Here is a 13658-nt window from a genome sequence, read left to right as displayed (position 1 = left end):
CATGCACGGAAGCGCCTACGCCCGCTGTAGTTGCACTAGCTGACCTTCCTTGAGGCCGGGCTGAGCGGCCGCAATCAGTCTGATGCAGCCGCTCAAAATTCACTTCGACCTCAACCGCCAATAGAAGAGAAGAACCCCAGAACCTCACGCTCCCAGGGCCAACCTCTCTTCCCGCAGAACCCCACTCAGAACGGGTAATGCCGCGGCGTCGTCTGCATCGTGATCCAGCGCAGTTCCGTGAACTCCGCAATCCCCGCCTTGCCACCAAAGCGCCCGATCCCCGAGCCCTTCACACCGCCAAAAGGCATCTGCGCTTCATCGTGCACCGTGGGGCCGTTCACGTGGCAGATGCCGCTGTCGATCTTGCGGGCGACGTTGAAGGCGCGGGCCACGTCGCTGCCGAACACGGCGGAGGACAGGCCGTACTCGTTGTCGTTGGCGCAGGCAATGGCTTCTTCCACGCTGCTCACGCGCACCACGCATTTCACCGGGCCGAAGGTTTCTTCGTGGTAGATGCGCATGGCGGGCGTCACGTGGTCGAGCACGGTGGCGGGCATCAGGGTGCTGTCGGCCTTGCCGCCGCAGAGCAGCTTGGCGCCCTTGGCGAGTGCGTCGTCAATGAGGGCGTTGCAGTGGTCCACCGTGCCCTGGCCGATGACGGAGCCGAGCACCACGGGCTCGGGCTTGCGCGGGTCGCCCAGGGGCAGGGCCTTGGCCTTGTCGCTGAACTTCTTCACGAACTCGTCGGCAATCTTCTGGTCGACGATGAGGCGCTCGGTGCTCATGCAGATCTGGCCGCTGTTGGCGAAGCAGCCAAACGCGGCGCCATTCACCGCGTCTTCGATGTTGGCGTCGTCCAGGATCACCATGGGGGCCTTGCCGCCGAGTTCGAGCACCACGGGCTTGAGGTACTTGGCGCAGGTCATGGCGATGATCTTGCCCACCTTGGTGGAGCCGGTGAAGTTCACGCGCCGCACCGCCGGGTGCGCCACCATGGCTTCCACCACGGCGCCGGCGTCGGCCGGGGCGTTGGTGATGTAGTTCACCACGCCGGGCGGAAAGCCCGCGTCCTGGAAGGCTTCCACGATGAGCTGGTGGGTGCGCGGGCAGTTCTCGCTGCCTTTGAACACCACGGTGTTGCCGCAGGCCAGCGGCACGCAGATGGCGCGCACGCCGAGGATGATGGGCGCGTTCCACGGCGCGATGCCGAGCACCACACCGGCGGGCTGGCGCACGCCCATGGCGAGCGAGCCGGGCACGTCGGACGGGATCACCTCGCCCGCGATCTGCGTGGTGAGCGAGGCGGCCTCGCGGATCATGCTGGCGGCGAGCATGGTGTTGAAGCCGGCCCACATGCCGGTGGCGCCGGTTTCGCCGGCCACGGCTTCGATGAACTGGGGCAGCTTGGCTTCGAGCGCGTCGGCGGCCTTGAGCAGCAGGGCGCGGCGTTCGTTGGGGCCGGTTTCGCTCCAGGTCTTGAAGGCTTCGGCGGCGGCTTCCACGGCCATCACGGCGTCGGCCGGGCTGGCGGCGGGCGCGCGGGTGGCCACGCTGCCGTCGAGCGGGTTGCGGCGCTCGAAGGTGGCGCCTTTTTCGGCGGTGACCTTGAGGCCGTTGATGAGCATGGACAGATCGGACATGGGTTCTCCTTGGGGTACAAATTCAAAAACCTGAGCGTGCGTTTGCGACACGTTCAGGATGATCGGGACAACACCGTTCGGGTTCCGGCGAACGGTGTGTTCTTTTTTCAGACTGCTGCTACCGCCCTTCTGCGTTGCACCGCATCGGCCGCGCTGGTGGTGCCGGTGGCGGGGTCTTTGTCGGCGCCGAGGTAGGCCTCGCGGATGACGGTGGAGCGCGCGAGCAATTTCGCCGGGCCGCTGGCGACGATGCTGCCGCGTTCGAGCACGTAGCCGCGGTCGGCCACGGCCAGCGCCTTCTTCACGTTCTGCTCCACCATCAGCACGGTGGTGCCGGCGTCGGCAATGCGGCGGGCGATGGTGAGCAGTTCGTCCACCATGCGCGGCGCCAGGCCGAGCGAGGGTTCGTCGAGCATGAGCAGGCGCGGCGCGCACATCATGGCGCGGGCCACGGCCACCATCTGCTGTTCACCGCCGCTCATGGTGCCGGCGAGTTGCGTGGCGCGTTCCTTGAGTTTGGGAAAATCGGCAAAGGCCTGTTCCAGCCTTCTGGCGCGCTCGGTTTTCGGCACGAGCCAGCCGCCGAGTTCGAGGTTTTCCGTCACGGTCATCTGCGGAAACAGCTGCCGGCCTTCGGGCACCAGGGCCACACCGGCCTGCACGATCTCGTGGGTTTTCTCGGCGAGTTCCTGGCCGTCGAGCAGCACCGTGCCCATGCGCGGAATGAGGCCGTTGAGCGCCTTGAGCAGCGTGGTCTTGCCCGCGCCGTTGGGACCGAGCACGACGGTGAGGCCGGGCTGGATGTCGAGCTTGAGGTCACGCAGCACGAGGAAGGCGCCATAACCGGCAGACAGGCCGCTGATCTTCAGGCGCGCCTTGGCGCCGCCGCCGAGTTCAAAGGGTTGCGGGCGGTACCACATCATGCGGCGGCCTCCTCTTGCGTGGTGTCTGTGTCTGCTTCTGCTTCGCCCATCTCGTCGCCCAGGTAGGCCTCGATCACCTCGGCATTGCGCACCACTTCGGCGGGTGTGCCGTCGGCAATCTTGCGGCCCTGGTGCAGCACGATCACGCGCTCCACGTGGCGCAGCAGCGTGGTGACGGCGTGTTCGATCCAGACCACGGTGAGGTCCAGCTCGTCGCGCAGGCGGCGGATGAGGCGGGCCATTTCCTCCACCTCGTTCTCGGTGAGGCCGGCGGCCACTTCGTCGAGCAGCAACATGCGCGGGCGCGTGGCCAGCGCCATGCCGATTTCGAGCAGGCGCTGTTGTGAGGGCGTGATGGCGGCGGCGGGCAGATCGGCCTGCTCGCTCAGGCCGATGAGGCCCAGGATGCTCTCGGGCGTGCGCAGCACCCAGGGCACGCCAACCTCGTCGCCCCAGAACAGGTATTCGCGCCGGCGCCGACCGGCGAACTTGAGGCCGAAGGCGATGTTGTCGCGCACCAGCATGTCGCCAAAGGTGCGCGGCGTCTGGAAGGTGCGCGCCAGGCCGTGCGCGGCAAAGCGGTGCGGCCCCTTGCCCGCCAGCTCGCGGCCCTGCACCGAGAGCGCGCCGCTGGTGGGTTTGGTGACGCCGGAGATGGCGTTGAAGAAGGTCGTCTTGCCGGCGCCGTTGGGGCCGATGATGCCGACCAGTTCACCGGGCATGAAGCGGGCGTTGACGGCGTCCACCGCCGTGAGGCCGCCGAAGCGCACGGTGACCTCGCGGGCGTCGAGCAAAGGGCTTGGTTCAGCGCTCATCCAGTGCCCCTTTCAGCCACACTGCCACGCCAGAAATCGCCAGACCAGAGGTGCCGCGGAACCGGCTTTGCCGGGCCGCAGGCACCGCCCCCGGGAGGGGGTCGCGCGCAGCGCGGCGGGGGTGTCTCTCAAAATTCATGGCGACGCTCCCGCAGTTCTTTCTCGCGCTGCTTGCGGCGCTTGGTTTCTCCGCTCAGGTCTTCGCGCAGTTCGGTCCACCACTGCCGCGCGCCATCGCGCCAACCGCGGAAGGTGTCGGTGCGCACCGAGGCCAGGCCACCCGGCAGGTACAGCACCGAGAGAATGAGCAGCAGGCCGAGCGACATCATGTAGATCTGCGGCACCTGCAGGCGCAGCGTTTCGGCCAGCACGCTGAAGACGATGGCGGCAATCAGCGGGCCCCACAGCGTGGCGGCACCGCCGATGAGCGCGATCAGCACGGTCTGGAAACCGATGAAGGGGTTGAACACGGTGTGCGGGTCGATATAGGTCCAGCGCACCGACATGGCCGCGCCCACCGCGCCGGCCACCGCGGCGGTGAGCGCGAAGCCGGCGGTTTTCACCCAGCGGGTGTTCACGCCCAGGGTCTGCGCGCGCTGCTCGTCCGCGCCGATGCCGAGCATGGCCAGGCCGAAGCGCGTGCGGCGGATGCCGATGGACAGCGCCACCGTGCCCACCGCCAGCAGCAGCACGGTGAAGTAGATGGTGTCGCGCTCTGGCACCACCATCAGCACGCGGCCCACGGTACCGGTGACGGACTTCTCGAAGTAGCTGATGGCGTGGCGGATGAGCTCCGTCATGCCGAAGGTGAGCACCGCGAAGTAGGTGCCGCGCAGGTGCAGCACGGCCGCACCCATGACGACGGCCACCGCCGCAGCAATGAGCGCACCCAGGCCTATGGCCTGCGCCCAGCTCACCTTCTCCAGCAGGATCGCGCCGGCGTAGGCGCCGATGCCGAAGAAGGCCGAGGTGGCGAGCGAGAGGTAACGCGTGGTGCCGCAGAACATCGCCCAGCTCGACGCGAGCGCGATGTACATGAGGCAGGTGAGCGCCATCGACACGATGAACTCGCTGGCGAAGCCGGGCAGGGCCACGGCCCAGCCGGTGAGCGCGAAGAGGACCAGCAGGTCGCGGATGAGGAATTGGCGGGAAGTCATGGGAGATCAGGCCTTGCGCGTCTTGCGTGCGAACAGGCCTTCGGGCCTCAGCAGCAGCACGCCGATGAACACCACGTAGCTCAGCAGGGCCTTGAGCGAGGGGTTGGTGAAGTGCATGCCCAGCGCCTCGATCACGCCGAGCAGCAGGCCACCCGCGAGCGCGCCGCCCATGCTGCCGAAGCCGCCGAGCGTGATGACGATGAGCGCGGTGACGGTGTAGGGCTCGCCCATCGAAGGGCTGATGGTGTACGCCATCGACAGCAGGCAACCCGCCACACCCGAGAGGCCCAGGCCGATGCCGAACATGAGCGGGTGCAGGCGCTTGGTGTTGATGCCCATGAGCTGCGCGCCGGTGGGCGACTGCATCAGCGCGCGCACACCCTTGCCGAGCAACGTGGTGCGCAGCAGCACGATGAGCGCGCCCGAGAACAGCAGCGCCAGCGCAAACACCACCAGCTTGTTGACGGCGAACTGCGCACTGCCACCCGGCAGCGGAATCGACAGCGGCTGCGTGAGGTAGTCGTAGCCGCGCAGGTCACCGCCCCACACGTAGGAGATGAAGTTCTGCACCAGGAACATGAGGCCGAAGGCGACCATGAGGCCACGCGCCTCGAACACGTCGAGGTTGGGCGAGGTGGCGGTGAGGCGGCGGAAACACAGCCAGTGCACCGCCACGCCCAGCGCGAACAGCAGGCCGAACGACACCGGCACCATCCACAGCGGCGAGAGGCCGAACGAGGTCTGCACCATCCAGGTGAGGAAAGCCCCCACCATCAGGAACTCACCATGCGCGATGTTGAGGATGCGCATCAGCCCGTACTGCAGGTTCAGCCCGAGCGCGACGAGCGCGTAGATGCCCCCGGTGATGAGACCGGAGGCGATGAGTTCTAGCCAGGCAGAGAAGGACATACGGCGGAGAGAAGAAACGTGATCCAGAACGTCGCGGAACCGGCTTTGCCGGGCCGCAGACGTTGCCCCTTGAGGGGTGCGCGGCGCGGGGGGAGCTCTACTTCCATGCCGGCTTCGCGGGGTTCAGCTTGGCGGTGGCCACCTGCTGCGGCCACACCACCTCGAACTCGCCGTTCTGCCACTGGCCCACGGTGCCCGGCGTGCCCACGTTCTCGCTGCCGTTGAAGCGGATGTCTCCAATGATGGTCTTGTGCGTGTTGTTGGCCACGTAGTCGCGGATCGCCTTGCGGTCCAGGCCCTGCGCCTTCACCGCGTTGGTGAGGATCTCCAGCCCGGCCCAGGTGGCGCCGCTGGCCCAGCGGTCGGGTTCCTTCTTCTGGCTCGCCACGTGGGCGTCGAAGTAGGCCTTGGCGCCCGGGCTGGTCTTGCCGTTCCACGAGCCCATGCCCAGCACGCCTTCGGCGCCGGCGGGCGTCATCACGTTCTTGTAGAGCGGGAAGGCGGTGCCGACCGAGGCGTAGAAGAACTTGGGGTTGAAGCCGATTTCCTTCGCCTGGCGGCTGGCCAGGATGGTGTCGGGCGGGTAGGTGAAGCCGACGAAGGCGTCGGGGTTCTTGTCCTTGATGCTGCGCAGCGTGGGGCCCAGGTCTTTCACGCCACCGGGGTAGCTGGTTTCCTGCACCAGGCTGATGCCGGTGCCTTGCAGCGCCACCTTGAGCGCCGAGTAGTTCTCCAGCCCGAAGAGGTCGTCCACATAGACGACGGCCACGGTCTTCACGCCGTTGGCCTTGAGCATGTCCACCAGCGCGTCGCACATCGGCTTGGGTTGCTGCAGCAACAGGAAGAAGTAGGGCAGCTTCATCTCGGCCAGGCGGCGCGAGAGTGCGGTGGGCGCGAGGAAGGGGTAGCCCATGCGGTTCGCCAGCGGGGCCACGGCGAAGTTGGCGTTGCTGCCCCAGGGCGGCAGCACCAGGTCCATCTTGTCGCTGCCCATCAGCTTCTCGTAGGTACGCACCACGGTTTCCATGTCGCTGCGGTCGTCGCTGCTGATGAGTTCGATCTTGCGGCGCACACCCTTCACGTCCAGGCCACCCGCGGCGTTCTGCTGCTCGGCCCACAGCAGGTAGTTGGGCTCCTGGCTCACTTGCGCGCCGCCCGTCCAGGGGCCGGTGCGCGACATGGAATAACCGATGCGCACAGGTGCCGGCTGCGCGAGCAACTGCGGCGCGAAGGACATGGCGCCCACCGTGGCGGCGGCGCTTCGGATGACCAGTCGTCGATTGGGATGGGCCATGGCAATGTCTCCTGGAGTTGTGATGTCAGCTCGCATCCTAGGAAGAACCGGCGCGTGGCGCTGTGCTGTCGGTGCACTCGCTGCTTGTCCAAACGCGCACACCGCTTCGGGTTAACCCTGGACAATGCGCGCCACACGCGGCGAGGTCGGCCCCCATAATTTCAACCATGGGTGCCACCACCTCCTCCACCATGAGCACCGACATCGTCGCGCCCGGCGAGCGCGCGGCGATCTGGCGCGACTGGGTGTGGACGCACTTCGGCGGGCTGGAGTCAGACCTGTACGGCGACACCGGCTTCGACGGCCACATGCAAGCCTCGAACGCGGGCGACGTGGTGCTGACCAAACTGGAAGCGAACCGCCACCGCGTGCTGCGCAGCACGCAGCTGGCGCGTGGCAGCGAGCGCGCCTACCTGAAGATCGTCGCGCCCTGGCGCGGCAGCGCGGGCGTGCAGCAACACCACCGCGAAGCCTGGGTGCGGCCCGGTGGCTGGGCGATCTACGACACCACCGGCAGCTACGAGATTGCCAACCCCGACCGGGTGGAACACCTGATCGTGATGCTGCCCAAGGAGCAACTGCTTGAGCGCGGCCTGCGCCTGGAGCCGCTGATGGCGCGGCACGTGGGCGGCATGAACGGCATCGCGCGCGTGGCGCTGGAAACCATGCGCACCACCTACCAGGAGCTGCCCGGCATGAGCGAGAGCGCCGCGCGTGGTGCGGGTGAACTCATCGTGGAGCTGGTGCGGCTGTCGCTGCAGGAGCTCGCGGGGCGCGAGAACGGCACCACGCAGCTGGAGGCGTTTCGTGACCGCATCCGCGAGCACATCGGCCAGCACCTGCGAGACCCTTCGCTCACGCTGGACCACATTGCGCAGGCGCTCAACTGCAGCAAGCGGCACCTGCACAAAGCCTTCAGCGCGGAAGACGACACGCTGGCGCACTACATCCAGCGCCAGCGCATCCAGGCCTGCATGCGCGAACTCGCGCAACCGGCGCGGGGCGCGCAGCCGCCACGCACCATCACCGAGATCGCGTTCTCTTGGGGCTTCAACAACGGCGCGCATTTCAGCCGCGTGTTCCGCGAGCACACCGGGCAGTCGCCGAGCGATTTCCGCGAATCGGCGCAACGCGCTTCCGGTTCGGTGGTTTAGGTTCCCGTCGTCGGTCGTCAGTCGTGTGTCGGCCCTGGCCGGCTTCACATGCCCGGCGGTACCCAACCCAGGCTCAGCGCAGCGCGCAGGCCAGCGACACCTTCATCGCCATCTGCTGCAAGGCCTGCCAGGGATCGGCTGGCCAGTTCGGCACCTTCAGGCCCTTGACGATGCCGTCCACGGTGTGGGCATCGTCGAGCCAGCGCGAGAGCGTGGCGATGTTGAGCAGCGGCAGCGCGCGCTCCATCAGCTTCTCTTTCACGCCCCACACGCGGTTCTCGCGCAGCGCCATGGGCAGCGGGCGGCCGGCGTCCATCGCGGTGCGGATGCGGTGCAGGGTGCGGATGTCTTCGGCCAGCGCCCAGTGCACCAGCACCGGCGCCTCGCCTTCGGCCTGCAAGCCGTCGAGCATGCGCTGCACGCGCTGCACCTGGCCACCCAGCACGGCCTCGGCGAGCTTGAAGGCGTCGTAACGCGCCACGTTGAGCACGGCGGCCTCCACCTGCTCGAACGACAGCTCGCCGGCCGGGTGCAGCAGCGCGAGCTTCTGGATTTCCTGGTGCGCGGCGAGCAGGTTGCCTTCCACGCGGTCGGCAAAAAACTGCAGCGTGCGCTGGCCTTCTTCGCCCGCCACCACGCGCTGGCCCTGCTGCTGCAGGCGCAACGCGATCCACTGCGGCAGGGCCTTGCGGTCCACCGGGTCGAGCTTGATGGTGGCGCCAAAACTCTCCAGCGCACCGAACCAGGCGCCCTTTTGCGTCGCCATGTCGAGCCGCGGCAGGATCACCAGCGTGAGCGTGCTGTCGTTGCCCTGCGCGGCTTCGGCAATCTGCTGCAAGGCCAGCGAGCCGTCCTTGCCCGGCTTGCCCGAGGGGATGCGCACCTCGATCAGTTGCTTGTCGGCGAACAGGCTCATGGAGCCGCCGCTGGCCAGCACCTCGCCCCAGTCAAAGTGCGCGCCGGCCACGGTGTGCACTGTGCGCTCGGTGAAACCCTGTTCGCGGGCGGCGGCGCGGATGGCGTCGGCGGCCTCCTGCACCAGCAGCGGCTCGTCGCCGTGCAGGGTGTACAGGCTCTTCAGACCACGCTGCAGCTGGGCGGCGAGTTGCGGGGCGGCAATCTGCATGGGCGTGTGCCGTGCCTCAGAGCGACTTGACGGCGGCCAGGCGGCGCATCACCTGCTCGACCGCGTCCGACACCGTGTCGCGGTACAGCAGCTGCTCTTCCGCGTCTTTCGAGAGCACGGCGGTTTCGCTGAAGCTCAGGTCGCGCTCGACCAGCAGCTCCACGTCGTCGATCAGGTCCTTCTCGTTCGCGGTGCGCAAACGGAAGCGGAAGCGCGTGCGCAGTTGCAGCTCTCGCACCTGGCCGGCGGCGGTCTGGCCCACCGCGATGCGTTCGCGCTGGTCGTTCAGCACCGTGAGCACCACCTCGGCGGGCGCGGTGCCGGCCGGCACATCTGCGGTGTAGACCGTGAGGCCGTTGGCGATCAGGGCCGCACGCAGCTCACGCGCCACGTAGGTGCCGGTGCTGCCCGCAATGCGGATCGACTTGAACGCAAACGTGGGCGCCTTGCGCAGCGCGAAGCCGCAGCCGCTCAGGCCCAGCAGGGCCACGCTGCCCGCGCCCAGTTGCAGCAGGGCGCGGCGCCGGGTGGTGGCCGGGGTGGAGAGGGAGCGACGGCGGCTGTCTTGCATGGGGATTGCCTCAGATGACGACGTTGACCAGGCGGCCGGGCACGACCACCACCTTTTTCGGTGCCGCACCGGCGGCCTGCTTGACGAAGGCCTCGTGTGCCAGGGCCGCGGCTTCGATGGCGGCCTTGTCGGCCGAAGCCGGCACGGTGACGCTGCCGCGCAGCTTGCCGTTGATCTGCAGCATCAGCTCCAGCTCGTCGCGCTGCAGGGCGGCCCCTTCGGCCTGCGGCCAGGGCGCGTCGAGCAGTTCACCGGCGTAGCCCAGCTGGCTCCATTGGGTGTGGGCGATGTGCGGCGTGGCCGGGTAGATGCAGCGCAGCAGGATGCCGAAGCCCTCGGCCTGCGCGGCGTTGTCGCCCGCCGAGCCGTCGGACTTGAAGTCTTCCAGCGCGTTGAGCATCTTCATCGCGCCCGAGACCACGGTGTTGTATTGCATGCGCTGGTAGTCGTAGTCCACCTGCTTGAGCACGGTGTGCACTTCGAGCCGCAGGGCCTTGGCGGCCTTGGACAGCGACTGTTTGCCCACGCCAGCGGCGAGCGCACCCCAGCCGGAGCCGATGCTGGAGAGCTTGTGGCCGAAGGCCCAGACGCGGCGCAGGAACCGGTAGCTGCCTTCCACCGCGGCGTCGTTCCACTCCAACGTGGCTTCGGGCGGCGAGGTGAACATGGTGTACAGGCGCGCGGTGTCGGCACCGTACTTCTCGATCAGGTCCTGCGGATCAACGCCGTTGTTCTTCGACTTGGACATGGTGCCCACGCCCTCGTAGTCGATCGGCGTGCCCACCGGCAGCATGCCGTCGCCGCTGGTGGCCGGGTTCTTCAGCTTGGCGCCCACCACCTTGCCGGTGTCGTCGAGCACGTGCTCCACGTCGTGCGGCCAGAAATAGTCTTTGCCGCCCTTGGCGGTGCGGCGGCTGTAGATGTGGTTGAGCACCATGCCCTGCGTGAGCAGGTGGGTGAAGGGCTCGTCGACCTTCACCAGGCCCATGTCGCGCATCACCTTGGTCCAGAAACGCGCGTACAGCAGGTGCAGGATGGCGTGTTCGATGCCGCCGATGTACTGGTCCATCGGCATCCAGTAGTCGGCACCGCCGGCCACCATTTGCTCGCTGTTCTGCGGATCGCAGTAGCGCATGAAATACCAGGACGAGTCCACGAAGGTGTCCATGGTGTCGGTCTCGCGGCGCGCGGGCTGGCCGCACACCGGGCAGACCACGCCGGCATGGAAGCCTTCGTGCTTGTGCAGCGGGTTGCCCGAGCCGTCGGGAATGCAGTCTTGCGGCAGCACCACCGGCAGGTCGGCCTCGGGCACCGGCACGGCGCCGTGTTCGGCGCAATGGATGATGGGGATCGGGGTGCCCCAGTAACGCTGACGGCTCACGCCCCAGTCGCGCAGGCGGAAGGTGGTCTTCTTCTCGCCCATGTCCTTGGCGGACAGCAGCGCAGCGACCTTGTCCACCGCTTCCTTGTACGTGAGGCCATCGAGCGCGCCGGAGTTCACGCACACGCCGCGTTGTTTGTCACCGTACCAGTCGGCCCAGGTCTCGGTGCTGAAGGTTTCGCCCTCGACCGCGACCACCTGCCGGATCTTCAGGCCGTACTTGTTGGCGAACGCGAAGTCGCGCTCGTCGTGCGCGGGCACGCCCATCACGGCACCGTCGCCGTAGCTCATCAGCACGTAGTTGCCGACCCACACGTCCACCTCTTCGCCGGTGAGCGGGTGCGTGACGGACAGGCCGGTGGGCATGCCCTTCTTTTCCTGCGTGGCGAGTTCGGCTTCGGTGGTGCCGCCGGTCTTGCATTCTTCGATGAACGCGGCCAGCGCCGGGTTGCCGGCCGCGGCGTGCATGGCCAGCGGGTGCTCGGGCGCGACGGCGCAGAAGGTCACGCCCATGATGGTGTCGGGGCGCGTGGTGAACACGTACATGCGGCCACCGCCGATGGGCTCACCGGCGCTGTCCTGGATGGTGTGCGGGAAAGCGAAGCGCACGCCTTCGCTCTTGCCGATCCAGTTCTCCTGCATCAGCCGCACCTTGTCGGGCCAGCCGTTGAGCGTGGCCTTGGGGTTGCCGACCTGCACGTGGTCGAGCAGCTCGTCGGCGTAGGCGGTGATGTTGAGGTAATAGCCCGGGATCTCGCGCTTCTCGACCACCGCGCCGGTGCGCCAGCCCTTGCCGTCGATCACCTGTTCGTTGGCCAGCACGGTCTGGTCCACCGGGTCCCAGTTCACCACCTGGGTCTTGCGGTAGGCGATGCCCTTTTCCAGCATCTTCAGGAACAGCCACTGGTTCCACTTGTAGTAGCTCGGGTCGCAGGTGGCGACTTCGCGCGACCAGTCGATGGCCAGGCCCATGGCCTGCATCTGCTGCTTCATGTAGGCGATGTTTTCGTAGGTCCACTTCGCCGGCGGCACGCCGTTCTTGAGCGCCGCGTTTTCGGCCGGCAGGCCGAAGGCGTCCCAGCCCATGGGCATGAGCACGTTCATGCCCTTCATGCGCAACTGGCGCGCCAGCATGTCGTTGATGGTGTAGTTGCGCACATGGCCCATGTGCAGCTTGCCGCTGGGGTAGGGCAGCATGGAGCAGGCGTAGAACTTGGTCTTGCCCGCGTCCTCGGTCACGCGGTAGGCGTCGGTGGCGTTCCAGTGGGCGTGCGCGGCGCGCTCGACTTCCTTGTGGGCGTATTTGTCTTGCATGAACCAGGGATCCGGACTGGCCGGCGACGGTGAGGGGAGAAACAACGCGCGGCTGGGCGCGCGGGAGATGCCGGATTTTAGGCCTTGGCCCGGGCCACGCCCGCCGTGCCGGCCATTCAGCGCGCCAGCGGGGCGGTCGGGGGCGGCGCGGCGTCGGCGACGAAGCCGATGCGCGAGAGGCCGGCACCCTGTGCGAGCGCGATCAGCTGCACCACGCGACCGTAGGGCACGCTGGCGTCGGCACGCAACTGCAGTTCGGTTGCGGGGTTGCGCCGCGCGGTGTCCTGCAGGCGCTGGCGCAGCGTCTCTTCGGCCAGCGGCTCGTCGTTCCAGTGCAGCTGGCCCGCGGCGTCGAGGTTGATCGAGACAAAGGCCTCGCTCGCCGCCGGTGCGGCCGCGGGCAGTTCGGCGCGCGGCAACTCCAGCGCCAGCCGCCCGGCCATGACCGGCGCGGCGATGATGAAGATGACCAGCAGCACCAGCATCACGTCCACCAGCGGCGTGACGTTGATGTCGCTCATGGGCCGGTCGCCCGTGGGACGCTCCAGCCGGCCGAAGCTCATGGGATGGCCCTCACGCCCCACTGCTCACGCGGGTTGGCGGCGGGTCTCATTTCTCCTGGCCCTGTGGATGGGCGAGCAGCTCGCGCAGGTCGCGCGCAAACCCTTCCAGATCGGCCTCGATGCGCGCGATCTGGCGGCCCAGCACGTTGTAGGCGAGCACGGCCGGAATCGCCACCGCCAGGCCCGCGGCGGTCATCACCAGCGCCTCGCCCACCGGGCCCGACACCTGTTCGATGCGGAAGGCCGCGCCGTCCAGGCCGATGCCGGTGAGCGCGTGGTAGATGCCCCAGACGGTGCCCAGCAGGCCGACGAAGGGCGCGGTGGAGCCCACGGTGGCCAGCAGCACCTGGCCGAACTGCAGGCGGTGCAGCACGCCGTGCAGGGCGTCGCGCAGCACGCGGGTGAGTTGTTGCGAGCGATCGCCGGCGGCGGCCAGGGTGTGCGGTGCGGCGCCCTCCAGGCTGCGCGCGGCCTGCAGCAGCGGCAAGACGATCTGGCGCGGGTCCAGGCGTTGCAGGCGGGCCTGGGCGTCGTCCAGACCGCCGGCCTGCCAGAAGGCGGCGGTGCTCAATCGCAGATCGGCGGCCGCGCGGCGCAGCAGCCAGCCCTTCCAGAGAATCACCACCCAGCTCGATACCGACATGGCCAGCAGCAGCAGGGCGACAGCACGGCCCAGGCCATCGGCCTGCGCCAGCGTTTGCAGAAGGCCCTGGCCCGCCGCGCCGTCCATCTCAGTGGCCTGTGGCGCCGGAGCGCGGGGCGCACCGCATGCCGCAGCCCCATCCAGAGGCAACAAGGGTCCGGCTGCGCC

At 68.0% G+C, this 13658-nt stretch carries 12 protein-coding genes; 1 reads left to right on the top strand and 11 read right to left on the bottom strand.

From position 1 onward, the window contains the following. Positions 1–185 precede the first annotated feature (185 nt). The 6 genes from HPA01S_RS13160 to HPA01S_RS13135 all read right to left on the bottom strand — a co-directional run bounded on the left by HPA01S_RS13160 (position 186) and on the right by HPA01S_RS13135 (position 6738). On the bottom strand, positions 186–1640 hold the full coding sequence (locus HPA01S_RS13160; RefSeq protein WP_066270685.1) for an aldehyde dehydrogenase: 1455 nt from the start codon (positions 1638–1640) through the stop codon (positions 186–188). A 107-nt stretch (positions 1641–1747) separates the two neighbouring features. After that, positions 1748–2563, bottom strand: coding sequence for an ABC transporter ATP-binding protein (locus tag HPA01S_RS13155; protein ID WP_066270684.1), 816 nt, complete (start codon positions 2561–2563; stop codon positions 1748–1750). Continuing rightward, complete coding sequence (locus HPA01S_RS13150; RefSeq protein ID WP_066270682.1) at positions 2560–3378, bottom strand: ABC transporter ATP-binding protein; 819 nt, start codon at positions 3376–3378, stop codon at positions 2560–2562. Before HPA01S_RS13150 ends, HPA01S_RS13155 begins: the two co-directional genes overlap by 4 nt. A gap of 128 nt (positions 3379–3506) precedes the next feature. After that, positions 3507–4535, bottom strand: coding sequence for a branched-chain amino acid ABC transporter permease (locus HPA01S_RS13145; RefSeq protein WP_066270678.1), 1029 nt, complete (start codon positions 4533–4535; stop codon positions 3507–3509). Between the two features lie 6 nt (positions 4536–4541). After that, positions 4542–5444, bottom strand: a complete 903-nt coding sequence (locus HPA01S_RS13140; protein WP_066270677.1) for a branched-chain amino acid ABC transporter permease — start codon at positions 5442–5444, stop codon at positions 4542–4544. A 97-nt stretch (positions 5445–5541) separates the two neighbouring features. Then, on the bottom strand, positions 5542–6738 hold the full coding sequence (locus HPA01S_RS13135; protein ID WP_066270676.1) for an amino acid ABC transporter substrate-binding protein: 1197 nt from the start codon (positions 6736–6738) through the stop codon (positions 5542–5544). 167 nt (positions 6739–6905) lie between these two features. On the opposite strand from HPA01S_RS13135, the gene HPA01S_RS13130 reads away from it, so the two are divergent. Beyond that, the gene (locus tag HPA01S_RS13130) at positions 6906–7892 is read left to right on the top strand and encodes an AraC-like ligand-binding domain-containing protein (protein ID WP_066270673.1); all 987 of its coding nucleotides are present in this window, start codon (positions 6906–6908) and stop codon (positions 7890–7892) included. Between the two features lie 73 nt (positions 7893–7965). Here HPA01S_RS13130 and holA read toward each other — a convergent pair whose 3' ends face one another. From holA to HPA01S_RS13105, 5 genes are all read right to left on the bottom strand, one after another. Next, on the bottom strand, positions 7966–9018 hold the full coding sequence (gene holA / locus HPA01S_RS13125; protein WP_066270672.1) for a DNA polymerase III subunit delta: 1053 nt from the start codon (positions 9016–9018) through the stop codon (positions 7966–7968). A 16-nt stretch (positions 9019–9034) separates the two neighbouring features. Continuing rightward, complete coding sequence (locus tag HPA01S_RS13120) at positions 9035–9589, bottom strand: LPS-assembly lipoprotein LptE (protein ID WP_084360670.1); 555 nt, start codon at positions 9587–9589, stop codon at positions 9035–9037. Positions 9590–9599: 10 nt separating this feature from the next. Further along, a complete protein-coding gene (leuS, locus tag HPA01S_RS13115) occupies positions 9600–12284 on the bottom strand; it encodes a leucine--tRNA ligase (RefSeq protein WP_066270671.1) in 2685 nt (894 codons plus the stop codon). Between the two features lie 116 nt (positions 12285–12400). Continuing rightward, positions 12401–12847, bottom strand: a complete 447-nt coding sequence (locus HPA01S_RS13110) for an ExbD/TolR family protein (RefSeq protein WP_066270669.1) — start codon at positions 12845–12847, stop codon at positions 12401–12403. Positions 12848–12893: 46 nt separating this feature from the next. Beyond that, on the bottom strand, positions 12894–13577 hold the full coding sequence (locus tag HPA01S_RS13105) for a MotA/TolQ/ExbB proton channel family protein (RefSeq protein ID WP_066270667.1): 684 nt from the start codon (positions 13575–13577) through the stop codon (positions 12894–12896). Between the last annotated feature and the right edge of the window lie 81 nt (positions 13578–13658).

Source organism: Hydrogenophaga palleronii NBRC 102513 (assembly GCF_001571225.1).
In the GTDB taxonomy this organism is placed as follows: Bacteria; Pseudomonadota; Gammaproteobacteria; order Burkholderiales; family Burkholderiaceae_C; genus Hydrogenophaga; species Hydrogenophaga palleronii.
The sequence above is the reverse complement of the archived record's forward strand: the minus strand, read 5'-3'. Positions and strand labels throughout refer to the sequence as shown.

What these genes read in the sequence shown, in the direction of transcription:
- HPA01S_RS13110 (WP_066270669.1), bottom strand. Translation starts at nt 12,847, where the DNA reads ATGAGCTTCGGCCGGCTGGAGCGTCCCACGGGCGACCGGCCCATGAGC.
- HPA01S_RS13145 (WP_066270678.1), bottom strand. Translation starts at nt 4,535, where the DNA reads ATGACTTCCCGCCAATTCCTCATCCGCGACCTGCTGGTCCTCTTCGCG.
- holA (WP_066270672.1), bottom strand. Translation starts at nt 9,018, where the DNA reads ATGCAGATTGCCGCCCCGCAACTCGCCGCCCAGCTGCAGCGTGGTCTG.
- HPA01S_RS13155 (WP_066270684.1), bottom strand. Translation starts at nt 2,563, where the DNA reads ATGATGTGGTACCGCCCGCAACCCTTTGAACTCGGCGGCGGCGCCAAG.
- HPA01S_RS13130 (WP_066270673.1), top strand. Translation starts at nt 6,906, where the DNA reads ATGGGTGCCACCACCTCCTCCACCATGAGCACCGACATCGTCGCGCCC.
- HPA01S_RS13120 (WP_084360670.1), bottom strand. Translation starts at nt 9,589, where the DNA reads ATGCAAGACAGCCGCCGTCGCTCCCTCTCCACCCCGGCCACCACCCGG.
- HPA01S_RS13150 (WP_066270682.1), bottom strand. Translation starts at nt 3,378, where the DNA reads ATGAGCGCTGAACCAAGCCCTTTGCTCGACGCCCGCGAGGTCACCGTG.
- leuS (WP_066270671.1), bottom strand. Translation starts at nt 12,284, where the DNA reads ATGCAAGACAAATACGCCCACAAGGAAGTCGAGCGCGCCGCGCACGCC.
- HPA01S_RS13160 (WP_066270685.1), bottom strand. Translation starts at nt 1,640, where the DNA reads ATGTCCGATCTGTCCATGCTCATCAACGGCCTCAAGGTCACCGCCGAA.
- HPA01S_RS13140 (WP_066270677.1), bottom strand. Translation starts at nt 5,444, where the DNA reads ATGTCCTTCTCTGCCTGGCTAGAACTCATCGCCTCCGGTCTCATCACC.
- HPA01S_RS13135 (WP_066270676.1), bottom strand. Translation starts at nt 6,738, where the DNA reads ATGGCCCATCCCAATCGACGACTGGTCATCCGAAGCGCCGCCGCCACG.
- HPA01S_RS13105 (WP_066270667.1), bottom strand. Translation starts at nt 13,577, where the DNA reads ATGGACGGCGCGGCGGGCCAGGGCCTTCTGCAAACGCTGGCGCAGGCC.